This window comes from Amycolatopsis pittospori (assembly GCF_013870525.1).
GTDB lineage: Bacteria > Actinomycetota > Actinomycetes > Mycobacteriales > Pseudonocardiaceae > Amycolatopsis > Amycolatopsis pittospori.
The window spans coordinates 12,033-37,386 of record NZ_JACBXD010000022.1 but is presented as its reverse complement, the minus strand read 5'-3'; the positions used below and the strand labels follow the sequence as shown (position 1 = coordinate 37,386).

The following is a 25,354-nucleotide window of genomic DNA, read 5'->3' as shown; positions in this document are numbered from 1 at the left end:
ACTTTGTCTCGTTGCTCAGCAGCCCGGCAGGACCAGGCCGGTCTCGTAGGCGAAGATCACCGCCTGAGTACGGTCCCGCAGCTCGAGCTTGCCGAGAATCCGGCCGACGTGCGTTTTCACCGTCTGCTCGGCGATACCCAGGTCCGCGGCGATCTCCGCGTTGGAGCACCCGCGGGCCAGCAGAGAGAGCACGTCGGTCTCGCGATCGGTGAGTTCCTCGACGCGCTGCCTGCTCGACAGGCGCATCGGCCCCTGCCGAGCGAACTCGACGATCAACCGCTTGGTCACCGAGGGCGAGAGCAACGCACCGCCGGTGGCGACCACCCGGACCGCTTCCGCGAGTGTCCTGGCGGAAGCGTCCTTCAGCAGGAACCCGCTGGCGCCCGCCCGCAACGCCTCATAGACGTACTCGTCCAAGTCGAAGGTGGTCAGCACGAGAACCTTCGTAGCGTCCCGGTCGGTGATCATCCGGGTGGCCCGCAAGCCATCGAGCACCGGCATGCGGATGTCCATCAGCACCAGATCCGGGGCCAGCGTGCCGACCTGCTCCACCGCGTGCCGCCCGTCGACGGCCTCACCGACGACCTCGATGTCGGGCTGTGCGGACAGCACCACCGAAAGCCCTTCCCTGACCAACTCCTGATCGTCGGCGATCAGGACCCGAATCAGCATGTCCCCTCCCCCGGCGGCACCGGCAAGACCGCCGACACCCGATAGCCACCCTCCGGCGTCGCGCCGACCTCCAGCGACCCCCTGAGCATGCCCACCCGTTCCCGCATGCCGACCACACCGTGCCCGGAGCCCGCCCCGCCCGAACCGGGGCCACCCGGGCCGTTGACCACTTGGAGCCGCACCTCCTCATGCCGGTATTCCAAGTCCACCCGGACCGCCGCGTCCGGTGCGTGCCGCATCACGTTGTTGAGCCCTTCCTGGATGATCCGGTAGGCGGACAGCTCGAGTCCGGACGGCAGGGCGCCGGGCTCGCCGGTGACCACGGTGGTCACGGCCAGGCCGGCCTCCCGCACCCCGGCGATCAACTCCGGAAGGCGTCGCAGACTCGGCTGCGGCTGGGAGTCCGGACTTCCGCCCTCGGCGCGAAGAACGCCCAGAACCCGGCGGACCTCGTCGAGCGCGTCCTGCGCGTGATCACGAATGGTGGCGAAACTCCTGGTCAGCGGCTCGGGCGAGGCTGCCACCCGATAGGGCGCGGCCTCGGCGAGGATCGCGATCACCGACATGTGGTGCGCCAGCACATCGTGCAGCTCGCGCGCGATCCGGCTGCGTTCCTCGAGTACCGCGCGGCGTTTCCGTTCGGTGGCGTTGATGTCGAGCTGCTCGGCAAGGCGCCGCCACGCCTCGCCGCGGCTGCGCAGGGCACCCGCGGCGATCAGCACCACGGCGGACAACGCGGTCATCTCCTCGACGTCGGCGAGGTCTTCGGCGGCCGGGAGGCGGAGCACGAGACCGGCGGCGAGCGTGAGGATCCAGATCTCCAGCAGCACTCGCGGCCGCACCCGCCAGCCGGCGAAGGCGAGCACGCACAGATGCGACAGCAGGCTAACCTCCGTCCACATCGCCTCGCTGAGCACCGGGTTCAGCACCAGCGAAAGCCAGACGCCCGCCAGCGGACGGTAAAGACAGGCCAGCAGCGGTACGCCGTGCAGCACACCGGCGAGCGTCCATGCCGGATCGATCTGCGACAGCCGCGCGCAGCTCCCCACCCCGAGCACCACGGCGATGGCGGACACCAGCAGGTGCGGCGCCCACCCGAGCCGGGCATGCCGAGGCAGCGCCGCACCGGCCAGCGGATTCAGGTCGCGCCCCAGCGCGACGATCCAGGGCCTCACCCGTTCCTCATACCGGCTCACACCGCACGGCCAGCACTGCTCCGCGTCCACTCCGCACCATCTCGACCGCGTCCTTCAGCAGCACCGGCAACTCCGCCGGATCCGCCACCGTGCGACCCCAGGCGCCGCCCGCTGCCATCGCGATCCCCGGCAGATCCGCCGACGGCGCGAAGCTCACACCGAAATCGTCGTTCCGTGCCGCCGCACCGGTGGGATGTACCGCGAGGGTGGACTGTTTCGGCGCCTTCCAGCCCTGGTTGTCGATGATCACCGTCAGACTCGGCGCGCCGTAGCGACGGGCCACCCACTGGGCCGAGGACGGCACGCCGAAGAGATAGGTGCCGTCACCGACCAACGAGACCACCAGGCTGTCCGGCGCGGCCAATTTGACGCCGATCGCCGCGCCCGCGTGCCAGCCGAGCGAACCGCCGCCCGATCCGAGCAGGGTGCCGGGTACCGACCGGCGCAGATGTTCGTTCACCACCTGGAATCCGGTGATCGCCTCGGAGAGCACGATGGTGTCCTCGGTGATCGCTTCCCGCACGCAGGACACGAGATACTCCGGGGTGATCTCGTCCGGCAGCGCGGTTTCCGCAAGGCTCCGTTCGACACCCTGACGTTCGTACCCGGCGACAGCGGCGGCCCGGCGCGTCGCCACCAGCTCGGCGTCGATCTCGCTCGTGGCGACGGCGTCGGCGAGCTGGCCGAGCGCGGCGCGAAGATCGGCGCAAGCGAACAGTTCGGCGGGAACCTGCCACAGTGGCATCTGTTCCTTCAACGGATCGATGTCCACGACGAACACCCGCGCGTCCGCCGCGGGACGATTACTCACCGGGATCCACGGTACGTCGCTGCCGAGCACCAGCACCATGTCCGCCTCGGCCAGCACCGGATTCGGTTCGCGGGTGTTCCACTGGTACCCGGCGTGCAAGGGATTCGACGCCGGGAAATTGACGTAGGTCGGTACCGATTCGAGCACCGGGATCGCGAGCTGTTCGCAGAGCCGGACCAGTTCCGGCACGGCGAGGGGATCCCGTCCGGCGTACGAGGTGACGACCACCGGCTTCTTGGCCGTCGTCAGGGCTTTCGCGATATGCCGCACGGTCGACGGCGCCAGCACCGCGGGTTCCACCGCGGGCAGCGGGACCCCCGGCCGCGAGTCGAGCACCTGCTCCATCACCTCGCGCGCGCCGACCAGGTAGACCGGACCGGCCGGTGAGCTGCGGGCGATCTGCAACGCCCGGTGCACCAGTTGTTTGACGTTGTGCCCAGTCCGGATCTCGTTGTCGTACTTGGTGTAGCCCCGGACGATTCCCCGCTGATCGTGCACGTCCTGTATCCAGTGGATGAACTCGTTGCGCCCACCGGGAAGCTCGCCCTCCTGGGTCACCGGGGAGGCACCGGCGAACAGCAGCACCGGGATCCGCGCCTTGGCGGCGTTGTGCAGCATTCCGCCGACGTTCTGCGTGCCACAGTCCACATGGACCACCACGGCCTGCGGTTCGCCGGTGACCTGGGCGTATCCCTGCGCTGCCGAGAGTGCGACACTCTCATGTGGACAGATCACGATCTCCGGGAAACGGTCCGCCCGGCCTTGGGCGCGCGCCAACGCGTACGCCTCGATCAGCCCGGGGTGATCGCTGCCGAGGTTGGCGAACAGGTACCGGACCCCGGCCTCCCCCAGCGCTTCGAGAAAGGCCGTGCTGGTCGTGTACTCCGGCATCAGGACTCCTCCGGGCCGGGTACGACGAGCACTTTGCCCCGCGCGCCCGATTCCAGCGCGCGAAAGGCATCGGCGGCCCGGTCCAGCGGAAAACGTCCGGCGATCGGGCCCGCCACCCCCGGCTGGGCGACGGCCAGTTCCAACGCCTCGCGGATCAGCGCGGCCACGTCCGCGTAACCGTCCACATAGGCCCCGGCGTTGAACTTGGTGACGAAAACCCCGCCCGCCTTGAACAATTCGCCGAATTCCGCACCGACCGGTCCGGTGAGCTGCCCGTAGTTGATCAGACAGCCCCTCGGCGCGAGCATGGCCAGGCTGGTACGGAAGGTCTCTCCGGCTACCGGGTCGAAGATCACGTCCGCGCCACGGCCACCGGTGACCGCGCGCACGGCCGCCGCGACGTCCCCGGCGTCGCGGTCGATCACGTGCTTGGCACCGAGATCGCGCGGGATCGCCACCCGGCTCCCGCCGGCGACACCGATCACCTCCGCGCCTTTCCGGCTCAGCCAGGTGACCAGCAGCCGTCCGACCGCGCCTGCCGCACCCCACACCACGGCCCGGGCCCCGTCCAGCGGCCACACCCGGAGCAGCGCGCCCGCCGCAGCGCCGGCGTGCGCCACGGACGCGGCCTCCTCGAAACCCAGACCGTCGGGAATGGGCACGAGTCTCTCTTCGGGCACCACGACGTGGTCCGCGCAGGAACCGAGCCAGCCGGTACCGCACACCCTGGCCCCCACCTCGGCGGCGACCCCCTCACCGGTGGCGATCACCGTGCCCGCCGCCTCCACGCCCACCGCGAGGGGAAAGGGCATGGTCACCACGTAGTCGCCACCCCGGATCAGGCTGTCGGCGTGATTGAGCCCGGTGGCCGCGACCCGCACCAGCACCTGCCCTGGTCCGAGCGGGGGCAGATCCTCGGTCACCGTCTCGATCACCTCGGGGCCGCCGGGTCGGCCCGCCACCGCGACACGCCGGGTTTTCGGTTCCATGGCTCGTTCCGTTCGATCAGGTCGCCTCGGCCGTGTTTCATGCCTCGGCGAGGGATTTCGATGACGCTGTCACGGGTAGGCGTAGAAGCCTCGGCCGGACTTCCGGCCGAGGAGTCCGCCGTCGACCATGCGGCACAGCAGCGGCGGGGCGGCGTAGAGCGGTTCCTTGAATTCGGCGTAGAGTCCGTCAGCCACCGCCACCAGGGTGTCCAGCCCGATCATGTCCGACAGGCGAAGCGGCCCCATCGGATGCGCGCAGCCCAGCATCATGCCCCGGTCGACGTCTTCGGCCGAAGCGAAGCCGGACTCCACCATCCGCATCGCGGAAAGCAGGTACGGCACCAACAGGGCGTTGACGACGAACCCGGCCCTGTCCGGTGAACGGATCACCTCCTTGTCCAGGAACTTCGTGGCGAACAAGGAGAACCGCTCGAAGGTCTCCTCGGTGGTGAGCAGTGAACCGGCCAGTTCCACCAGTGGCAGCACGGGTACCGGGTTGAAGAAGTGCGTGCCGAGAACCTGCCCGGGGCGGGCGGTCGCGCCGGCGATACGGGTGATCGGCAGCGAAGAGGTGTTGGTGGCGAAGATCGCCGAGGGCGCCTCGACGATCCGGTCCAAGGTGGCGAACAACGCCACCTTCTCGCGCTCGTCCTCGGTGATGGCCTCGATGACCAGTTCACGGTCGGCGAAGGCGGCGAGTTCGGTGGTGAACTCGATCCGCCCGAGGATCGAATCCCGCTCGTCGGCGCTCATCTTCCCCTTGCCCACCGCGCGGTCGAGCGAATCGGTGATCCGCCGCCGTCCCGCCACCCCGGACTCGGGCGAGCGCACCGCGACCAGCACGTCCAGCCCCGGCCGCGCGCAGATCTCGGCCAGTCCGGCGCCCATCAACCCGCAGCCGACCACGCCGACCTTGCTGATCTCGTTCATCCCGGCTCCTCCGCCTTCCAGCGCAGCAGGCAGGTGCCCACCGCCATCCCGCCGCCGAATCCGGCCAGCAGCACCAGATCCCCGTCCTTCAGCGCACCCGAACGGGCCGCGTGGTCGAGCGTGACGGCCATCGAGGCCGCGCCCGAGTTCCCGTACTCCTCCAGCGTGAGATGCGTACTTGCCCGCTCGAACCCGATCTGCTCGGCGAGTTTGCCCAACAGCACGCCATTCGCTTGGTGTGGGACGAAATGCGCGACGTCGTCGTGGTGGACGCCGGTGCGCAGGAGCAGTTCCTTCACCGCCTGCGGCACCGTGCCCAGCGCGAACTCGGTGACCTCCCGGCCGCGCATCCGCAGTACGTGACCGATTTCGTCCACGGTCTCGTGCGAAGCGGGCCGCCTGCTGCCCCCGGCCTCGACCACCAGCAACGAGGACTGCTCCCCGTAGCCGACGAGGTCGGTGCCGAGAATCCCGTACGGCTCGGCCACCGGACCGACCAGCGCCGCACCTGCCCCGTCGCCGAGCAGCACCGTGGTGGACCGGTCGGCCGGGTCGATGAACCGGGACCACAGATCCGCGGCGATCACCAGCGCGTGCGCACCCGGCCGGGTCGCCACCAGGCCATTGGCCACGGCGAGCGCGTAAGCGAACCCGCTGCAGGCGATGTTGATGTCGAAACAGGCCGCCCGGCGCGCGCCGATCCCGACCTGTACCAGTGAGGAGGTCGGCGGGAGCGGGGCGTCCCCGGTGGACGTGGCGACGATGAGGAAGTCCAGCTTCTCCGCCGGAAAACCGATCCGGTCGAGAGTGGCCCTGGCGGCATGCACCGCGAGGTCCGACGTGGCCTCCTCCGGCGCGGCGTAGCGCCGCGCGCGGATCTTCGTCTTGCGCTCGATCCACTCGCCGGTCACGCCGAACCGAGGCGCCAGCTCCGCGTTGGTGACCGAACGGGCGGGCACGTAGGACCCGGTGGCGAGAATCCCGGTGGCGACCATGTCAGCCACCCGCCAGCGGGTTGATCCGGTGTTCCCCGATCCGGGCGCGTTTGGCCGGGTCGGTGACGCCGAGCCCGCGTTCCGGAGCCAGGCACAGGACGCCGACCTTGCCGATATGCCCGTTGGTCTGCACCAGGCGGCCCGCCTCGCCGATCTCCGCGAGCGGGTACACAGTGGACAGTGCGGGCTGGATCCGGCCGAGGTCGATCAGCCGGTTGCTCTCCCACTGCTCCTGCAGGTTCGCCGCGTGGCTGCCGATCACCCGCTTCAGCTTCATCCACAGGTACCGGTTGTCGTACTCGTGGTGGTAGCCGGTGCTCGACCCGCAGGTGACGATGACGCCGCCGCGCCGCACCACGAACATGGAGATGCCGAAGGTGGCCCGGCCGACGTACTCGAAGACGATGTGCGGGTCCTCGCCGGTCTCGCGGCGGATGGCCTTGCCGAGCCGCTTGCCGGCGGCGATCACCGCCTCGGGACTGTCCGCCGCGTCCGCGATGTCGATCTCCTCGCGGTTGATCACCACATCACAGCCCAGCCGCCTCATCCGCTCGGCCTTCTCCTCGGAGCTGACCACTCCGACGGGAATGCCGCCGCCCTGCTTGACCAATTGGGTGGCGTACACACCGAGCCCGCCTGCCGCACCCCAGATCAGGACGACGTCGCCCTGCTTCATCCGCGCGCCGCGGTCGCTGATCAGCATGCGGTACGCGGTCCCGGCGCAGGCGGGCGTGCTGGCCGCCTCCTCCCAGGTCAGATGCGCCGGTTTGGGGATCAGCTGGCTGGCGCGGACCACGGCGTACTCCGCCAGCCCGCCGAAGTTGGTCTCGTAACCCCAGGCCTTCTGGCCCTCGCCGAGCATTCCGTCGGCGTGGGTCATCGCCTCCTGGTCGTCCACCTGGATCGGGCTGGCCAGCACGTGGTCGCCGACCTTCCACCGGCGCACGCCGACGCCGGTGCGCACGATCACCCCGGCCGCGTCCGAGCCCAGTACGTGGAAAGGCTGATCGTGGCGGGTCTCCCAGCGACCGCGCTTCCCGTACGCCTTCAGGAACTCGAAGGTGGAGACCGGTTCGAAGGTGCCGGACCAGACGGTGTTGTAGTTGATGGAGCTGGCCATCACCGCGATCAGCACCTCGTCCGGCGCCAGCTCCGGCATCGGCACCGCGCTCACCCTCAGCGACTTCCGGACGTCCTTGTCCTCCACGCCGCGGAACATGTCCACGTCCTCGATCCGGGTATGCGCGGCGACGTACTCCGCGGGCACCGGGTGACGTTCGAGTTCCTCGGGTCCGGCCCCGCGGACGGCGGCCTCGGCCAGGGAATCCATCTCTACCTACTTTCTCCGACATACGGTCCTGAGTCGTTGGTTCGTACCGCGAGTTCGTCCGTGCACCCGACGACCCAGCGCGCTCCGATGGGAAACGGTGTTGCGAAGGGGCGCGATCGGGCCGGTGGTCAGGGGACGAGGACCAGACGGCGGCCCGGCGACTCGCGTCGCCATGCCTCGGCGACCTCGGCCAGTGGCACGGTTTCGGTCTCCACCCGCACTTCACCGCGTACGGCGTGGGTCATGACGGTGGAGTGCAGACCCTGGATGAACTCGATCGGCGGTGGGCTGCCCGCACCGAGGGTGACGCCGGCACGGCGCAGGACGTTGGCGTGTACCGAGACCTCGGTCCCGGCGCTGCTTCCGAGTTGCAGATAGCGGATCTCCTTGCGCGCCAAAAAGGTGCGCGGCAGGGAGTCCAGCAGCACCTGCGCCGGGCGGCCCCACAGGTAGTCCAGTACCACGTGGTAGCCGTCCACCCCGGCCTGGGCGCGGAAGTCCTCCGCCAGTGCCGCGTCCTCCTGTCCTAAAAGGATAGTCGTGTCGGCACCGGTTTCGCGGAGCACGCTTTCGTTACGCCCGGCGGCGACCACCCGGCCGGCGCCGAGCAGCTTCGCGATCTGCACGGCGGTCCGGCCTGCCACCCCGGTCGCGCCGAGCACCAGCACCGTCTCCCCCGGCTGGAGTTTCGCGCCCCAGGACAACGCGCTCCATCCGGAGAGTCCCGGGTTCATCAGCGCAGCGGCGGCGATGTCGTCGATCTCGCCGGGAATGGGGGTGCACAGCCTTTCCGGTGCCACGGCGTATTCCGCCATCGCACCGTACGGCCCACGCGGAACACCGAAGGAGACCCTGGTGCCGTTCTCCAGTTCGCCGATTCCCTCGGTGCCGCAGACGAACGGCACCTCGCGGCCCCTGGCGTAGTCGGGGTCCTTCGACACCCAGCGGGAAAGCTGGGTGAGCGCGGCGGCCTTGACCCGGACCAGCACCTCGCCGTCTCCGGGGACCGGCCTGCCGAACTTCTCGTAGCGCGGCACGGCGCCGAACTCGTGCAGCACCGCCGCGCGCATCACGCGACCTCCTCGGGCAGGTCGTTGTTCAGGTAGTTGCTCGATCCCCTGACCTGCGCCATGTTGAGCTTGGTGACCGGCAGCAGGCGACCGAACGCCCGGAGCAGCCACGGCGGTGCGGGCACGGTCTTGCGTCCCAGCGCCCGCGCGGCCTTCTGCATACCGCGCACCCGCTTGATCCGGACCTGCTCGTAGGCCCGGACCCTGGCGATGGGGTCTCTGCCGCCGCCGGCGAGCGCGCGGCTGAGCACCCACGCGTCCTCCAGTGCCTGGCTCAGCCCCATGCCCACCCGCGGCGGCACCACATGCGCGGCGTCGCCGACCAGGGTGATCGGGCCTTCGCCCCACTGCGGCAGCTCCCGGTGGATGATGTGGGGGAAGACGCTGACGTCCTCGTCCTTCATCGCGTCGAGCAGATTCCGCAGACCGGGCGCGGTCCACTGCCCGAACCGGGCACGCAGGTTGGCCACCGCCGAGCCGGGCTCCTTGAGCGAGGCGGTGTCACCGGGCGCGCCGGGCGGCAGGATGTCGCCGTCGTCGAACGGCAGCTCGAAAGCCCAGTAGACCTTTCCGTCGCCTACGGGGTGCATCACGCAGATGCCCTCATTGCCGAAGATGCTGTGGACCGCGTGCCCCTCGGCGAAAGCACCGGGAAGTTCGGTGATCCCGTGCCAGGTGGCGTCACCGAGATAGACCGCCGGATCCTCGCCGAACAGCTTGGTGCGGACGACCGAACGCTGCCCGTCCGCGCCGATCACGAGATCGGCCTTGACCTCGGAGCCGTCGGCGAAGGTGACGCGCACCGGCCCGTCGCCGTTCTGCTCGATGCCGGTGCAGCGCATGTTCAACCGCAGCGAGCCGTCGAGCAGGCACGCGGCCATCCGCTCGACGATCAGGCCACGCGAGCCCACGAGCACCGGCGAACCGAATTTGGCGGCGATCTTGGACAGCTGCACCCTCAGCGACAGCGATCCGTCATGATAGAGCCCGTCCACGGAGTCCATCCGCGCGCCGAGCCCGGACAGCTCCACACCGAGATCACTCAGCAGGCCGGTGCCGTTGGGCAGCAACAGCACCCCGTTGCCGCTGGTGCGCAGCTGAGGGGCCTGCTCGTACAGCTCGACCTCGTGCCCGGCCTCGGCCAGCCAAATGGCACAGGCCATACCGCCGAACCCGGCGCCGATGATGACGATTTTCATGCGGGGGAACCTCCAATTCGAACCGGATTCTCTTGGAGCCACTGGTCGACGGCTTGAGCCGTGGAATCGGCGTGCTTCTCCAGAATCGTGAAATGGTCACCAGGAACGTCCACGGCGGTATGCGGCAACTCCCAGAAAGACCGCCAGTCGTTCTTGTGCGGGTTGTCCTCGTCCAGCAGGGCCGGGGAGAACGGATTGAGCGCGCTGAGCAGCAGGGTCGGCGCGTCGATGGGTTTCGGCCGCCAGCCGTCGAAGATCCGCGAGTAACCGCCCATCGCCGCCAGCCGGATGTCGCTGAGCAGATCGAATCCGCTCTCCCGATCGGCCATCGCGCCACCCATCGCGTTGGCCACGCCGGTTTTCGCCATATGTTCCGGCGAAGAGCTGTCCATCAGCACCACCGCCCCGGCCAGAAGCCCGCGCTTTTCAAGCTGATAGGCGATCTCCTGGGCGAGCCAGCCACTGGCGGACCGTCCCACGAGGACGAACGGGCGGCCGTCGGCACGATCCACCACCGCTTCGGCGTGCATCAGCGCCAGCGCCTCGATGGTGTCCGGCAGCCGCTGTCCCTTCATGAACCCCGGCTGCGGAATGGCCCAGACCTCACGGGGCTCGGCGAAGGAACCGGCGAACCGGGCGAACTCGTGCGGTCCGGCGACCGGGGCGAAGGACGGGAAGCAGATCAGCAGCGGGTCCGCCGCGCCGCGGGCGAGCCGGACCGTGGGCGGCGCCTCGTCCAGCTCCCGGGCGGTGAACGCGGGACGCAGCCGGGAGGCGGCCTCCAGCAGTTTCACCGACTCCTCGACCTTGCCCAGTTGCGTGGCCTGCCAGTACAAGGCGGCCAGCGGACCGGCGACGTCGGAATCGAGTGTGACCGCGGCAGAGGTCGTCACCGGGGACGCGGCACGTTGCACCTCGGCCGCCAGATGCTCGGCCAGCGCGGCGGGATCGGGGAAGTCGAAGACCAGGGTGGCCGGCAGGCTCAACTCCGTCGCGGTGGTGAGGTGGTTGCGCAGCTCCATCGCGCTGAGCGAGTCGAAACCCTGTTCCAGGAAGGCCGCTCGCGGTTCGACGGCCTCGGCGGACGCGTGCCCGAGCGCGGTGGCGGCGTGCGTGCGCACCAGCTTCAGCATCGCGGCGACCCGGTCCTCTTCGGACAGTGCCGCCATCCCCTCGGTTACGGAGGCAGTGGTCTCGCCACCGGCCTTCGAGCGTGCGACCCTGCGGGTGTTCACCAGTCCACCGAGGACCGGGGGCAGGGAGCCCGCGCGAGCCTGCTCGGCCAGCACGGCCAGGTCCACCCGCATCAGCACCGGCGCCGGGTCCGCACCCCGGCAGGCCAGGTCGAATTGCTCCAGCGCTTCGCCGGTCTCCCAGGGAATCGCGCCGCCTCTGGTGATCCGGGCGCGGTCCTTCTCCGCCAGCCGGCCGGTGATACCGCCGGGTTCCAGCCAAGGTGCCCAGGCGAGCGACGTGCCGGGCAGTCCCTCCGCCCGGCGGCGGCGGGCCAGCGCGTCCAGAAAGGCGTTGGCAGCCGCGTAGTTGCCCTGCCCCGGGCTGCCGACGGTGGCTCCAGCGGAGGAGAAAACCACGAACGCCGAGAGGCCCAGGTCGCGGGTCAGTTCGTGCAGCACCAGCGCGCCGTCCACCTTCGGACGCAGTACCCGGTCGAACTTCGCTGTGGTAAGCGAGCCGATCAGACCGTCGTCGACCACTCCGGCCAGATGCACCACACCGGTCAGCGGCCGGTCGGCGGGAATCTCAGCCAGCACACGGGCCACGGTCGGGCGATCGGCGACGTCGCCGGCCACCTGCCGGACATGCTCGGTCGAGAGCGCGGGATCCGCGCTGCGGGAGAGCAACACGAGATGACGCACCCCGTGTCGCTCGGCCAGATGCCGGGTGAGCAGGCGGCCGAGGCCACCGGTCGCCCCGGTGACCAGCACCGTGCCCGCCGGGTCGAACACCGGATCTTCCCGGCCGCTCTCCTCGGCGAGGGTCACCCTGGTGAACCTGGGCACTCTGATCTCTTCGCCTCGCACCGACACCTGGGGCTCGCCGAGACCGCAGGCCTGTGCGAGCGCAGTCGGCGACCAGCCGTCCCCGCCGACATCGGCGAGCACGAACCGGTCCGGGTGCTCCAGCTGCGCGGATCGCAGCAGACCCCAGATCGGCGCCGCCACGAGGTCCGTGGAGGCATCCCTGGTGACGAAGACCAGCCGCGAGTGCTGGAAACGCTCGTCACCGGCCCACTGCCGGAGCAGGTCGAGTACGGTCGCCGTGGCTTCACGCACGTTCGCGCCGATGTCGCCGGACCACGGCCCGCAGGGCACCAGCACGAACTCGGGCACGGGCTCCTGCAACTCGACCAACTCGGCCGGCTCGGGCGCCGTGCGGACCGTGATGCCGGCCCCTGCCAGCCCGACTGCCAGCTTCAGCTCGTCGAACCCGAGAACGGCAAAGGAATCCGGTGTTCCCGAAGCGGCGCGGACCGTCCACTCCAGACTCAACGTCGACCTCGCGACCCGGTGCTCGGCCGGCAGGTCCCGCAACGAGACGGCAGCGGCCGTGAGCACGGGAGCACCGGTCTCATCGGCCAGCAGCAGCTCGAGAACGCCGGGTTCCGGCTCGGTGATCCGGGCGCGGACGGTGGTCGCGCCGGTCGCGTGCAGCCTCACGTCCTGCCAGCTCCCCGGCATCTTGCCCTCGGCTCGCACCAGGACGTCCAGTATCTCCGGGTGAATGCCGAAACCGCCGGCCTCGTCCTCGACGGACACTTCCGCGAAGATCTCGCCGTCGCGCTGCCAAGCGGCGGTGGCGCCGTCGAGCCAAAGTTCCCCGGATCCGGCGGGAGGCCATTCGGTCAGATCGGTCGACGAAGCCGTCCCGGCCGTCAGGAATCCGGTGGTGTGTCTGGACCATGACCCGTCGCCGTCCGCCCGGGAGTGGACGCTCACCGCACGCCTGCCCGCCTCCTCGGCGCCCAGGAGCACTTGGAGCCTCCGGTTCTCACCGGCGATCGGGCTGTCCACGGTCAGCGTCTCGATCCGGTCGAGCCCGACTTCCTGCCCGGCGCGGAACGCCAGTTCCACCAGTGCGGAGGCGCTCAACGCGGACGCCGTCCGGCCGGTCAGCATCAACCCGTCACCTTCGGCGAACCCGACCGCCGCCCCCAGCAGGGGGTGCCCGGCCGAGGCCAGGCCCAGTCCGTCCGCGTCGGCGGCGACCGGCTCACTGTCCTCCAGCCAGTAACGCTGCCGCTGGAACGCGTAGGTCGGCAGGTCGACACGACGCGCGCCGGTCCCGGCGAACACGGCCGCCCAGTCGACGGAAGCACCGTCCACATGCAACAGGCCGACCGCACCGAACAACGCCTCCACTTCCGGACGATCCCGGCGCGCGGTGGCGACGGCGAGCTCCGCCGAGCAGTCCAGTGCCATCGCGGTCAGGATCCCGTCGGGGCCCAGCTCGACGAAGCGCCGCACGCCGTCGCTTCGCAGCCGGTCCACGGCCTGCTGGAAATGGACTCCCCTGGACACGTGCCGGACCCAGTGGCCGGCATCGATCCGCACCGGCGCGCCGTCCATAGTGGACATCAGCGGGATCTTCGGTTCGGCGTGGTCGAGGGATTCGGCGACCCGGCCGAACTCCTCGAGCATGTCGTCCATCAGCGGCGAATGGAACGCGTGGCTCACCTTGAGCCGCTTGGTACGACGGCCTCGCGCCGCCAGGGCCTCCGCGACGGCCAGCACAGCGGCCTCCTCGCCGGAGAGCACCGTGGCGGCCGGGCCGTTGATCGCGGCGATCGCCACACCGTCCCCGAGCAGCGGGAGAACCTCGGCCTCGGACGCCTGCACGGACACCATCGCCCCGCCACGCGGGAGTTCCTGCATCAGCCGTCCGCGAGCGGCGACCAGCTTCGCCGCGTCGTCGAGGCCGAGCACCCCGGCGGCGTGGGCGGCGGCCAGCTCGCCGATGGAATGGCCGAGCACGTGGTCGGGACGGACGCCCCAGCTCTCCAGCAGGCGGAACAACGCGATCTCGAAGGCGAACAAGCCCGTTTGCGTGAAGACCGTTTCGCCGAGCTGGTCGGCGTCCGTACCGAAGACGACCTCGCGCACGGACGCGCCGAGGTGAACTTCGAGGCGTTCACAAACCTCGTCGAAGGCCCGAGCGAAAACGGGGAACGTGTCGTAGAGCTCCCGTCCCATTCCCGGCCGCTGGGAACCCTGACCGGAGAACAGGAACGCGGTCCCACCGCCCACGGTTTCCGGCAGGCTCGCCCCGGAAGCGAGCGCGTCCAGCCCGGTGAGCAGGCTTTCCCCGTCGCCCACGACGACAGCGCGATGAGTGAACCGAGATCGGGTGGTGGCCAGTGAGAAGGCGACGTCCAGGGGATTCATCCCCGCCACCGCGGACCGCAGCCGGGCGGCCTGCGCCCGCAGCGCCACCTCCGACTTGGCCGAGAGCAGCCAGGGCACCGCGGGCAGATTCGCCGTGGTCACCGGCTCCTCCCGCTCGGGCGCCTGCTCCAAGATCACGTGGGCGTTGGTGCCGCTGACCCCGAAGGACGACACCGCCGCCCGCCGTGGACGGCCCGTCTCCGGCCAGGGAGCCGACTCGGTGAGCAGCTTCACCGCACCCACCGACCAGTCGATCTCCGGTGAGGGCTCGTCCACGTGCAGCGTCTTCGGCCAGACGCCGTGTCGCAGCGCGAGCACCGCCTTGATCACCCCGCCGACACCGGCGGCGCCGAGGGTGTGCCCGATATTGGACTTCAGCGAGCCGAGACCCACGGGCTCGTCACGGTCCTGGCCGTAGGTGGCGAGCAGGGCCTGTGCCTCGATCGGATCGCCGAGCCTGGTGCCCGTGCCATGCGCCTCCACGAGGTCGATGTCTCGCGGTTCAAGTTTCGCGGTGGCCAGTGCCTGGCGGATCACCCGCTGCTGCGACGGCCCGTTCGGCGCGGTCAGGCCGTTCGACGCGCCATCGGAGTTCACCGCCGAACCCCGCATCACCGCGAGGATCTCCCGCCCGTTGCGCAGCGCGTCGGAGAGCCGTTCGACCATCACCACGCCGACGCCCTCGCCCCAGCTCGTTCCGTCGGCCGCGGCGGCGAAGGATTTGCAGCGGCCGTCCACCGCGAGCCCGCGCTGGCGGCTGAACTCGATGAACGCGGCCGGGGTGGACATGATGGTCACCCCGCCGGCCAGCGCGAGCGAACACTCCCCCGATCGCAGCGCCTGCGCGGCCAAGTGCAACGCGACCAAGGACGACGAGCACGCGGTGTCGACCGTCATGGCCGGTCCCTCGAAGCCGAACAGGTACGAGATCCGTCCGGAAAGGACACTCGCCGCGCTGCCGTTGCCCAGATAGCCCGCGAGCTCGTCCGGCACCACCCGCAGGCGGCTGGCGTAGTCGTGGGACACGACACCGGCGAACACCCCGGTCCGGCTGCCCCGCAGGGACACCGGGTCGATACCGGAGCGTTCCACCGCCTCCCAGGCGGCTTCCAGCAGCAACCGCTGCTGCGGGTCCATCGCCAGCGCCTCACGCGGGCCGATACCGAAGAAGCCGCTGTCGAAGTCGGCGGCGTCCAGCACGAATCCGCCGTGCTCGGTGTAGCTCTTGCCCGCCTTGTCCGGGTCCGGGTCGAACGACCCGGCCAGATCCCAGCCGCGGTCGGCCGGGAAACCGGAGATCGCGTCGGTGCCCGAGTCGACCAGCCGCCAGAGGTCTTCCGGGGTGGCCACCCCACCGGGATAGCGGCAGCTCATGCCGATGATGGCGATCGGCTCGTTTTCGACGGCGCCGGTGGTGGTCACGGTGATCTCGCCGGTCTCGCCCGCGAGCACCGAACGAAGATGACGAGCGAGCACCTCGGACGTCGGATAGTCGAACACCAGCGTGGCGGGCAGGGCGACGCCGGCGGCGTCGGCTAGCAGGGTGCGGAACTCGACCGCGGTCATCGAGTCGAAACCGAGGTCGGCGAACGGTTCCGCCGGGTCGATCTCGTCCGGCGAATCATGGCCGAGCACGGTGGCCGCGCTCCGGCGCACCAACGCCAGCAGTTCGGGAAGTTCACGTGGTGGCGACGTCACCCTAGGCTCGGGAACCTGCTCGGCGGACGCGATCGGCTCGTGGGAACCGAACTGCGCCGCCGGCCAGTAACGCTTGCGCTGGAAGGCGTACGTCGGGAGATCGACCGTGCGGCCCGCGTCGCCGAGCACGGCGAGCCAGTCGACCTTCACCCCGTCGGCATACAGCCGCCCGAGCGCCCTCAGCAGTGTGAGCGGTTCGGACCGGTCCTTGCGGCAGGTCGCCGCGAGCACCGCCTTCCGCCCGCCTTCCGGTTCGACGACGCAATCACGCGCCATGGCCGTCAACACGGCGTCCGGCCCGATCTCCAGGAACCGTCCGGCGCCGTGAGCACGCAGCCAGTCGATGCCGTCGTGGAACCGCACGGCCTCGCGGACATGCCGTACCCAGTGCCCTGCGGAGAACGCGGTCACCGGCTCACCGGTCAGATTGGACACCACAGGGAACCGAGGCCGATAGAAGGTCATGCCCTCGGCGACGCGACGGAAGTCCTCCAGCATCGGTTCCATCAAGGGTGAGTGGAACGCGTGGGAGACGTTGAGGCGCTTGCATTTGCGGCCTTCACCGGTCCAGTGCGCGGCGATCCGCTCGATCGCCGTCGCCGCGCCGGAGACCACAGTGGACCGGGGACCGTTCAGCGCAGCGATCGACACCTCGCCATCCAGCAGCGGCAGCACTTCCGCTTCGGACGCCGCCACCGCCAGCATCGCTCCCGCGTCGTGCCCACCGGGCAACGCCTGCATCAGCCTGCCGCGGGCCGCGACGAGCCGGGCCGCGTCGGAGAGGGAGAGCACTCCGGCGACGTGCGCGGCGCTCAGCTCGCCGATCGAATGTCCGGAGACGAAATCCGGGCGGACGCCCCAGTGCTCCACGAGCCGGAACAGCGCCACCTCGAAGGCGAACAGGGCGGCCTGCGTGTACTCCGTGCGGTGCAACGCGTCCGAGTCCACCACCGTGTCCAGCGGCTGGTCGAGATGCCGGTCCAGCTCGGCACGGACCTCGTCGAAGGCGGCGGCGAAGACCGGGTACTCCCCGGCCAGTTCACGTCCCATGCCCAGCCGCTGGGAACCCTGACCGGAGAACAGGAACGCCAGCTTCCCGGAACCGGCCGAACCACGGACCACGGCCGCGTCCGGCTCGCCCGCGGCCAGTGCGGCGAGACCCCGGCGCAGCTCGTCGCGACTCCGGCCGACCACCACCGCACGATGGTCCAGTGCGGACCGGGTGGTCAGCAGCGAGCGTGCGATGTCCACGATTGAATCCACAGTGGACTGTCCATCGGCGGCGAGCAGCCGTCCCGCTTGGGCGTCGAGCGCCTTGGCGCCGCGCGCGGACAGCACCCATGGCACCACGCCGTCGGGCTCCGGCGAGGAGACCGCCGCCTGCTCCGGCACCTGTTCGAGGATCACGTGCGCGTTGGTGCCGCTGATCCCGAACGAGGACACCCCGGCCCGGCGCGGACGTCCGGTCTCCGGCCAGTCCCGCGCCTCGGTGAGCAGTTCGACCGAGCCCGATTCCCAGTCGATGTGCCGCGAAGGCTCGTCGACGTGCAAGGTGCGCGGCAACACGCCCTTGCGGAGCGCCATCACCGTTTTGATCACTCCCGCCACTCCGGCGGCGGCCTGCGCGTGCCCGATGTTCGACTTCAGCGAACCCAGCAGCAGCGGGCGTTCGCGGCCCTGGCCGTAGGTGGCCAGGAGCGCGTGGGCTTCGATGGGGTCGCCGAGCGAGGTCCCCGTGCCGTGCGCCTCCACCGCGTCGACGTCCGCCGTGGTGAGGCGCGCGTTCGCCAGCGCCTGCCGGATGACCGCTTCCTGTGATCGTCCGTTGGGCGCGGTCATGCCGTTCGACGCGCCGTCGGAGTTGACCGCGCTGCCCCGCATCACCGCGAGCACGCGGTGACCGTTGCGCCGGGCCTCCGACAGCCGTTCCACCGCGAGCATGCCGACGCCTTCGGCGAAGCCGGTGCCGTTCGCCGCCGAGGCGAACGCCTTGCACCGGAAGTCCGGGGCCATCCCGCCCTGTTTCCGGAAGGCGGCCAGCCCGTCCGGCATGCACACCACGGAAACCCCGCCGACGAGCGCCAGGGAACACTCCCCCGCCCGCAGCGCCTGTGCCGCGAGGTGCAGCGCCACCAGCGAGGACGAGCAGGCGGTGTCCACTGTGACCGCGGGCCCTTCGAGACCGAAGGTATAGGCGACGCGGCCGGACATGATGCTCGCGCTGGTGCTGGTGGCGAGGTAGCCGTCGCTCTGCGCGGCGCTGGTCAGCAGGCCGAGGTAGTCCTGTCCGTGGGTCCCGACGAACACGCCGGTCCGGCTTCCCCGCAAGGTTCCCGGATCGACCCCGGCGCGTTCGAGCACCTCCCAGGACACTTCCAGCAGCAGCCGTTGCTGCGGGTCCATCGCCAGCGCCTCACGCGGGCTGATCCCGAAGAACGCGGCGTCGAACTCCCCGGCGTCGGGCAGGAAACCGCCGCTGCCCTCCTCGGGCCAGCCGCGATCGGCGGGGAACTCCCCGACCGCGTCCACCTCGTCGGCCACCAGCCGCCACAGTTCCTCGGGCGAGCCGACGCCGCCGGGGAACCGGCAGCTCATCCCGACGATCGCGATCGGCTCGGCCGGCGCGTCCGAGAGCTGCTGGTTCCGCGCGCGGAGCCGGTCGATCTCCTTGAGCGAATCCCGCAGCGCGACGACCACCTGCTCGGCCGGTGCCTCCATGACTGGTTTCCCCATTCCGTGGTTCAGGAGCCGAGGCTCTGGCTCGCCTTGCGCAGCAGGCTCTGCACGTCCATGTCGTCGATCTCGCCCTCCGAAACCGGCGCCGCGGGCTCGCCACCCTTGGCCAGGCGCAGCAGGGCGTCGAGCAGCCCGGCTTCCCGCACCCGGCTCGCCGGGATGGTCGACAGCAGCCGTTCGATCTCCGCGTCCCCGCTTTCGGCCGCCGCCACCGGCCGCGCCTGCGAGTCGGGAGCGAGGTCGGTCAGCAGCCGCCGCGCCAGCTCGACCGGTGTCGGATGGTCGAAGATCAGCGTGGCGCGCAGTTTCAGCCCGGTGGCCGAAGTGAGCCGGTTGCGGAGCTCGAGCGAGGTCAGCGAGTCGAACCCGAGGTCCTTGAAGGCCCGTTCCGGTTCGACGCCATCGGCCGAGTGGTGGCCCAGCACCGCGGCGGCGTGGGAGCGCACCAGGTCCAGCACCGCGCGGTCGCGTTCCTCCTGAGGCATTCGCGGAAGCTCGGTCCGCAAAGACCGGGCACCGGAGGCGTCGGCCCCGGCCACGCGGCGGGACCGGGTACGGACCAGACCGCGGAACAGCGCCGGAAGACGGTCACCCTGACCGCGCAGGACGGCGAGATCCATCCGGACCGGCACCAGCATCGGTTCGTCCGTGGCCAGCGCGGTGTCGAACAGTGCCAGTCCGTCCTCAGTGGACAGTGCGACCGCGCCGCCGCGGGCCATCCGGGAGAGATCGGCCTCGTCCAGCCTCGCGGTCAGCGCACTGCGCTCGGCCCACAGGCCCCAGGCCAGCGAGATCGCCGGAAGTCCGCTGCCACGCCGGTGCGCCGCCAGCGCGTCGAGGAACGCGTTCGCCGCGGAGTAGTTCCCCTGACCTGGCGAGCCGAAAGTGGCCGCACCCGAAGAGAACAGCACGAACATCGACAGATCGAGGTCCCGCGTCAGCTCGTGCAGGTTGAGCGCGCCCTTGACCTTGGGCCGCAGCACCTGCTCGACCTGCTCCGGGGTGAGCTGGCCGAGTACGGCGTCGGCGAGCACGCCCGCGGTGTGCACCACGCCGGTCAGCGGCCGGTCCGCCGGGATTCCGGCGAGCAGAGCCGCCAGCGCCGCACGGTCGGCGACGTCGCAGGCGGCGAACCGGACCCGGGCGCCCAGCTCCTTCATCTCGGCGGCCAGTTCCGCCGAGCCCCGGCCGCTACGGCTGGCCAGGATCACGTCGCGGGCGCCGTACTCGCGGACCAGATGCCTGGCGACGAGGCCGCCGAGCGTGCCGGAACCGCCGGTGACCAGGATCGTCCCTTGTTGACGATGAGACGGCGGGCAGGTGAGCACCACCTTGCCGACGTGCTTCGCCTGGCTGAGATGGCGGAACGCCTGCGGCGCGCGGCGCACGTCCCAGGCCCGTAGCGGAAGCGGTCGGAGCAACCCCTGCTCGAACAGCCCGGCCAGCTCCACGAGCATGGACTGGATCCGGTCCAGACCGGCTTCCTGCAGGTCGTACGCCTCGTACCGGACGCCGGGGTGATCGGCCGCGACCTGCTCCGGGATCCGCTTGTCGGTCTTGCCCATTTCCAGGAACCGGCCGCCGCGCGGCAGCAGCCCCAGCGAGGTGTCGACGTACTCGCGGGCCAGCGAGTTGAGCACCACGTCCACCCCGAGCCCGCCCGTGGTCTCCAGGAATTTCGGCGCGAAGTCGAGGGAGCGCGAGGAGCCGATGCGGTCGTCCGCGAACCCGGTGGTCCGCAGCGCGTCCCACTTCCCCTCACTCGCCGTGCCGTAGATCTCCGCACCGAGATGGCGGGCGATCTGCACGGCCGCCATGCCGACACCGCCGGCGGCGGCGTGCACCAGCAGCGTCTCCCCCCGGCGCAGACCGGCGAGGTCCACCAGGCCGTAGTACGCGGTGAGGAAGGCGATCGGCACGGTGGCGGCTTCGGCGAAGGTCAGCCCGGCCGGGATCTTCGTCATCATGCGGTGGTCCGCGACGGCCACCGGGCCGAAGGCGCCGGCGAGCGCGCCCATCACCCGGTCGCCGGGCCCCACGTTCGTCACACCGGGACCGACGTCGAGCACCACACCCGCGGCCTCGCCGCCGAACGAGCCCTCCCCCAAGGAAAGCCCGAGTCCGTAAAGGACGTCGCGGAAGTTCAACCCGGCCGCGCGGACCTCCACCCGGACCTGCCCGTCCGCCAGCGGTTCCAGCACTTCCGGGCAGGGGCTGAGCACGAGGTTGTCGAAGGTGCCGGTGGTCGGGATGTCCAGACGCCAGGCGGGTTCGTCCGGCGGGGTGAGCACTCCGGCGGTGTCGGCACCGGCCAGCCTGGGGAGCAGGATCGCGCCGCCGCGGATCGCCGCCTGCGGTTCTCCGGTGGCCACCGCCTCGGCCAGCTTCGCTTGTGACGAGTCGTGGTCGTCGACGTCCACCACCACGAACCGGTCCGGGTTCTCCGACTGGGCGGACCGCAGCAGACCCCACAGCGGAGCGTGCAGGAGGTCCGGTTCGCCGTCCTCCGGAGTCGCGGCGACCGCGTTGCGGGTGACGACGACCAGCTTGGCGTCGGCGAACCGTTCATCGTCCAACCAGGACTGGAGCAGCCCGAGTGTCTCGTTCACCGAAGTGCGGACGGCTTCCTCGTCCGGTACGCCGGAGCCCACCGGGCAGGAGTACACGACATGGTCTCCGGTGTCCGAAATGGACTCAAGATCGAGTGAGTCGAGCCCCACTCCCCGACCGGCGTCGGTCGAGGTGGCGGGTGCCGGAATCCAGTCGACGCGGTAGAGGGAACCGCCGCTACGGGCCGCGCGGAGTTGCTCCGCGGCGACCGGTCGCACGACCAGTGAGTCCACCGTGGCCACCGGAGTGCCCGCTTCGTCGGTGACCAGCACCGAGATCCCGTCCGACATCAGGTCCCCGGCGGGCGCGAGCCGGACCCGCACCGCGGTGGCGCCCGAGGCGTGCAGGCTCAGGCCGTTCCAGGAGAACGGCAGCAGCACCCGGTTCGGGTCCTTGCCGGTGTCGATCAAGGTTCCGAGACCGATTCCGTGCAGCGCGGCGTCCAGCAACGCCGGGTGCAGCCCGAACCGCGCGGCGTCGGCGTGCTGGGTCTCCGGCAGGCCGACCTCGGCGTAGATCTCCCGGCCACGCCGCCAGGCGGCCCGCAAACCCTGGAACGCGGGCCCGTAATACAAGGTGGTCTCGTTGATCCGGTCGTAGAACTCGGCGAGGTCGATCTCCTCGGCGTCCTCGGGTGGCCAGGCGGTCAGGCGGTCGGGCGACTCGTCACCTTGCGGAGCAAGGATTCCGCCGGCGTGGCGGGTCCATACGTCCGCACCGTCCGGCCGGGCGTACACGCTCAGCGAACGGGAACCGGTCTCGTCGGCCGGGCCGGCCAGCACGCGCACCGCGACCCCGCCCTGCTCGGGCAGGAGCAGCGGCACTTCGATGGTCAGTTCCTCCACCACCGGGCAGCCGACCTCGTCCCCGGCGCGCAGGGCGAGCTCGCCGAACGCGGTCCCCGGCAGGATCACCTCGCCCATCACCGAGTGGTCGGCCAGCCACGGCTGGCCGTGCCGGGAAAGCAGGCCGGTCATCAGGAACCCGTCGGTGTCCGGCAGGTCCGCCGCCGCACCGAGCAGCGGATGCCCGGCCGGGGTGAGCCCGAACCCGGCGGCGTCGGCCACGTCGGTGGTCGTGTCGTGCCAGTACCGCTCGTGCTGGAAGGCGTAAGTGGGCAGGTCGATGCGCCGCGCTCCGGGGAACACCGCGGGCCAGTCGACGGTGGCCCCGTGCACCTGGGCCTGACCGACCGAGAGCAGGAACCGTTTGAGACCGCCTTCACCTCGGCGCAGGGAGCCGACGGCGGCGATCCGTTTCCCGGCGACCTCGGCGGTCGCCTCCACCGACATGGCCAGTACGGGATGGGCACTGACCTCGACGAACACGGTGTGCCCCTCCTCGATCAGAGCCGTCGTCGCCGCTTCGAACCGGACCGTTCGCCGCAGGTTCCGGTACCAGTACGCAGCGTCCAGCTCGGTTCCGGTGAGCCATCGCGAATCGGTGGCCGAGTAGAACGGGATCTCCGCCTTTCCCGGCGTGATCGGTTCGAGGACCTGGTGCAGCACATCGGAAAGCCGGTCGATCGACGCGGAGTGGGCGGGGAAGTCGACGCCGGGAATCTCCCAGCGCAAAGCGCGCTCGGCGGCGAGGATCCGGCCGAACTCGGTGAGCGCGTCCCGCTCTCCGGACACCACCACCGAGGTGGGGCCGTTCACCGCGGCGACGGCGAGCCGGTCCGCCCAGGGTTCCAGCCAGGCGGCCACTTCCTCGTGGGTCCGCTCCACCGAGATCATGCCGCCCAGCCCGGCGAGCGCGACCAGCTCCCGGCTGCGCAACGCCACTACCCGGCAGGCGTCACGCAGGCTCAGCGCGCCGGAGACGTAGGCGGCGGCGATCTCGCCCTGGGAATGCCCGACCACCGCGTCCGGCCGCACCCCCATCGACTCCCACAGCTTCGCCAGCGACACCATCACCGCGAACGACGACGGCTGGAGCACATCGACCCGTTCCAGGGGCGGCGCTCCAGGTGCCTCCCGCAGGACGTCGAGCAGGTTCCAACCGGTGAATTCGGCGAGTGCCTCGGCGCAGGAGTGGAGCGCCTCGGCGAACACGGGCGCGGTGTCCAGCAGCTCGCCCGCCATCCCCGCCCAATGCGTGCCCTGGCCGGGGAACACGAACACCACGCGGGCGGCGGACGGCGCCATGCCCTGTGCGATACCCGGCCCTGGCCGGTCCTCGGCGAGCGCGGACAAGGACGCGCGCAGCTCGGCCCGGTTCTCGCTGACGAACGCGGCCCGATGTTCCAGCGCGGACCTGGTGGTCGCCAGCGAGAAACCGATATCCGCCCGCGACGCGTCCGGATTCTCGTCCACGAAGGACAGCAGTTTGGCCGCCTGACCGCGCAGGGCGTCACGTCCCTTGCCGGAAAGGACGACCAGTGAAGTACCAGTGTCCTTTTCGGACGGTTTCGGCTCAGTCGTGGCGGCGACACCTTCGAGGATGACGTGCGCGTTGGTACCGCTGATCCCGAACGAGGATACGCCCGCCCGTCGCGGCTGCCCGGTCTCCGGCCACTCTCGCGACCCGGTCAGCAGCTCGATGTTCCCGGCGTCCCAGTCGATTCGCGGCGAGGGCTGGTCGACATGCAGGGTTCGCGGCAGCACACCGTGCCGGATCGCCTGCACCATCTTGATCACCCCGGCCACCCCGGCCGCGGCCTGCGCGTGGGCGATGTTCGACTTGATGGTGCCCAGCCACAACGGCCGCGGACGATCCTGGCCGTAGGTGGCCAGCAACGCGTGCGCCTCGATCGGATCGCCGAGCGAGGTCCCGGTGCCGTGTGCTTCGACCGCGTCGATGTCCTTGGTGGTCAGGCGTGCGTCCTCCAGCGCCTGCCGGATCACCTTCTCCTGGGAGTTGCCGTTCGGCGCGCTGAACCCGTTGCTCGCGCCGTCCTGGTTCACCGCCGTCCCCCGCACGACGGCCAGCACGCGGTGGCCGAGGCGTTCGGCGTCGGACAGCCGTTCCAGAAGCAGCAGCCCGGCCCCCTCGGAGAACCCGGCGCCGTCGGTCGCGGCGGAGAAGGCCTTGCAGCGTCCGTCCTTCGCCAGTCCGCGCTGACGGCTCAGCTCCACGAACAACCACGGCGTGGACATCACCGCGACACCGCCCGCCATGGCGAGCGAACATTCGCCCTCGCGCAGGGACCGGACGGCCATGTGCAGCGCCACCAGCGAGGAGGAGCAGGCGGTGTCCACGGTGACCGCCGGCCCCTCCAGGCCCAGCGCGTAGGCGATCCGGCCGGACACGAGACTGCCGATGCTGTCGTTGCTCAGGTAGCGGCCGGTGCCCTTCGGCACGGGCGTGAGCCGGACGCCGTAGTCGTGATACATCGCCCCGGCGAACACCCCGGTACGGCTTCCGCGCAGGGTCGCCGGGTCGATGCGGGCGTGTTCGCAGACCTCCCAGGCCGATTCCAGCAGCAGCCGTTGCTGCGGGTCCATCGCCAGCGCCTCACGCGGCGAGATGCCGAAGAACCCGGCGTCGAACTCGCCCGCCTCGTCGAGGAAGCCGCCCTCCTTCGCATAGGTGGTGTCGGCGTGGTCCGGATCCGGGTCGTACAGCCCGCCGACGTCCCAGCCTCGATCCGCCGGGAACTCGGTGACCGCGTCGACCCCGTCGGCCACCAGCCGCCAGAGCTGCTCGGGATCGCGCACCCCGCCGGGGAACCGGCAGCTCATCCCGACCACGGCGATCGGTTCGTGGCGTCGGTCCTCGACATCGGTGAGCCGCTGCCGGGTGGCGTGCAGATCGGCCGACACCCGGCGGAGGTAGTCGCGCAGTTTGTCCTCTGTGGACATTCCAGTGCCCTTCGGTTCGCG

General features: G+C 70.5%; 10 protein-coding genes and 2 pseudogenes. All 12 read right to left on the bottom strand.

Features of this window, described 5'->3' with window-relative positions; all coding sequences use genetic code 11:
- Positions 1-15 precede the first annotated feature (15 nt).
- Positions 16-672 carry a response regulator gene (locus tag H5J31_RS14920; RefSeq protein ID WP_207898073.1) on the bottom strand — a complete coding sequence of 219 codons (657 nt, stop codon included), beginning with the start codon at positions 670-672 and terminating at the stop codon, positions 16-18.
- Positions 666-1,847, bottom strand: coding sequence for a sensor histidine kinase (locus H5J31_RS40430; RefSeq protein ID WP_181773159.1), 1,182 nt, complete (start codon positions 1,845-1,847; stop codon positions 666-668). The genes H5J31_RS14920 and H5J31_RS40430 overlap by 7 nt, the downstream gene beginning before the upstream one ends.
- A gap of 7 nt (positions 1,848-1,854) precedes the next feature.
- Entirely contained in the window at positions 1,855-3,570 is a 1,716-nt protein-coding gene (locus tag H5J31_RS14910; protein ID WP_181773158.1) for a thiamine pyrophosphate-requiring protein, read from the bottom strand.
- Complete coding sequence (locus H5J31_RS14905) at positions 3,570-4,559, bottom strand: zinc-binding dehydrogenase (protein ID WP_181773157.1); 990 nt, start codon at positions 4,557-4,559, stop codon at positions 3,570-3,572. The genes H5J31_RS14910 and H5J31_RS14905 overlap by 1 nt, the downstream gene beginning before the upstream one ends.
- A 69-nt stretch (positions 4,560-4,628) precedes the next feature.
- On the bottom strand, positions 4,629-5,489 hold the full coding sequence (locus H5J31_RS14900; RefSeq protein WP_181773156.1) for a 3-hydroxybutyryl-CoA dehydrogenase: 861 nt from the start codon (positions 5,487-5,489) through the stop codon (positions 4,629-4,631).
- The gene (locus H5J31_RS14895; protein WP_181773219.1) at positions 5,486-6,484 is read right to left on the bottom strand and encodes a 3-oxoacyl-ACP synthase III family protein; all 999 of its coding nucleotides are present in this window, start codon (positions 6,482-6,484) and stop codon (positions 5,486-5,488) included. Before H5J31_RS14895 ends, H5J31_RS14900 begins: the two co-directional genes overlap by 4 nt.
- Before the next feature lies 1 nt (position 6,485).
- Positions 6,486-7,814 carry a crotonyl-CoA carboxylase/reductase gene (ccrA, locus tag H5J31_RS14890; RefSeq protein ID WP_181773155.1) on the bottom strand — a complete coding sequence of 443 codons (1,329 nt, stop codon included), beginning with the start codon at positions 7,812-7,814 and terminating at the stop codon, positions 6,486-6,488.
- Between the two features lie 128 nt (positions 7,815-7,942).
- On the bottom strand, positions 7,943-8,884 hold the full coding sequence (locus tag H5J31_RS14885; protein ID WP_181773154.1) for a quinone oxidoreductase family protein: 942 nt from the start codon (positions 8,882-8,884) through the stop codon (positions 7,943-7,945).
- Positions 8,884-10,083 (bottom strand): FAD-dependent oxidoreductase, encoded by a 1,200-nt coding sequence (locus H5J31_RS14880; protein ID WP_181773153.1) that lies wholly within the window; start codon positions 10,081-10,083, stop codon positions 8,884-8,886. Before H5J31_RS14880 ends, H5J31_RS14885 begins: the two co-directional genes overlap by 1 nt.
- A pseudogene (locus tag H5J31_RS40630) lies at positions 10,080-12,557 on the bottom strand (SDR family NAD(P)-dependent oxidoreductase); the annotation flags it as partial. The pseudogene H5J31_RS40630 and the gene H5J31_RS14880, both read right to left, overlap by 4 nt.
- Positions 12,558-13,421: 864 nt before the next feature.
- Positions 13,422-18,929 (bottom strand): annotated as a pseudogene (locus tag H5J31_RS40625) (type I polyketide synthase); the annotation flags it as partial.
- On the bottom strand, positions 18,926-25,294 hold the full coding sequence (locus H5J31_RS14870) for a type I polyketide synthase (protein WP_407925045.1): 6,369 nt from the start codon (positions 25,292-25,294) through the stop codon (positions 18,926-18,928). The gene H5J31_RS14870 and the pseudogene H5J31_RS40625, both read right to left, overlap by 4 nt.
- Positions 25,295-25,354 lie beyond the last annotated feature (60 nt).

Excerpts from the sequence above, each read along its gene's own strand:
- H5J31_RS14920 (WP_207898073.1), bottom strand. The coding sequence starts at position 672 with ATGCTGATTCGGGTCCTGATCGCCGACGATCAGGAGTTGGTCAGGGAA.
- H5J31_RS14900 (WP_181773156.1), bottom strand. The coding sequence starts at position 5,489 with ATGAACGAGATCAGCAAGGTCGGCGTGGTCGGCTGCGGGTTGATGGGC.
- H5J31_RS14905 (WP_181773157.1), bottom strand. The coding sequence starts at position 4,559 with ATGGAACCGAAAACCCGGCGTGTCGCGGTGGCGGGCCGACCCGGCGGC.
- H5J31_RS14895 (WP_181773219.1), bottom strand. The coding sequence starts at position 6,484 with ATGGTCGCCACCGGGATTCTCGCCACCGGGTCCTACGTGCCCGCCCGT.
- ccrA (WP_181773155.1), bottom strand. The coding sequence starts at position 7,814 with ATGGATTCCCTGGCCGAGGCCGCCGTCCGCGGGGCCGGACCCGAGGAA.
- H5J31_RS14885 (WP_181773154.1), bottom strand. The coding sequence starts at position 8,884 with ATGCGCGCGGCGGTGCTGCACGAGTTCGGCGCCGTGCCGCGCTACGAG.
- H5J31_RS14880 (WP_181773153.1), bottom strand. The coding sequence starts at position 10,083 with ATGAAAATCGTCATCATCGGCGCCGGGTTCGGCGGTATGGCCTGTGCC.
- H5J31_RS14910 (WP_181773158.1), bottom strand. The coding sequence starts at position 3,570 with ATGCCGGAGTACACGACCAGCACGGCCTTTCTCGAAGCGCTGGGGGAG.